The sequence below is a fragment of the Bradyrhizobium sp. STM 3809 genome (assembly GCF_000239795.1).
Lineage (GTDB): Bacteria > Pseudomonadota > Alphaproteobacteria > Rhizobiales > Xanthobacteraceae > Bradyrhizobium.
The window spans coordinates 1-621 of sequence record NZ_CAFJ01000572.1 but is presented as its reverse complement, the minus strand read 5'-3'; the positions used below and the strand labels follow the sequence as shown (position 1 = coordinate 621).

The 621-nt window shown below is 61.2% G+C and carries 1 protein-coding gene; it reads left to right on the top strand.

What is annotated here, in order from left to right:
• On the top strand, positions 1–541 hold a 541-nt coding region (locus BRAS3809_RS36825), incomplete at its 5' end, for a hypothetical protein (RefSeq protein WP_210161114.1).
• Between the last annotated feature and the right edge of the window lie 80 nt (positions 542–621).

Below are 621 nucleotides of genomic sequence, written 5' to 3'. Positions count from 1 at the left end.
TGCTTGTATGTTGGCGAAGGTGATCGCCGGTGTGGGCTTCGGGACGCTTGTTGCAACGTCGGCGGTTGCGGCGTGTGACTTGGCGGGTTTGATGCGGATCTCAGCCGATCGCCTCCAATCGCTGCAGCACCGGGACGTCGATATGACACGCGCTGAGTCAAGCGAGGGAGGCCATTGGGACGTCTATCTGCGCCAGGACGGGACATTGCATACGATCGTTCGCAAGGATTTTGGCGAGACCGGTATGCGAAATCTGCGCGCATCCTTCCGGACGGCTGATCAGTTCGTCGTCGTTGCGACGGACGTCCGTTATCGCGAGCCAATTGCATCGGGCGCGCGCACGAAAATCGCCCGGTCGGATGCGACCGTGTACTTGTTCTGTGGCAACGTCGTCTATGCGCCAGCGAGCTTGAGTGCGGAAGGAGGCGGCGAAAAGGCGGTTGCTGCGGCCAAGAGCCTGAAGTCCGATATCTTGCTTCCACCAGAAGTCGCGCCCTATCTAAGCAGGGCGAGGAAGGACGAGAAGAGTAGGGCGGATTAGCGCAGCGTAATCCGCCGCTCGTGGCACGGGAGAATGGCGGGTTACGCTGGCGCTAACCCGCCCTACGTGGCTGATCGCCC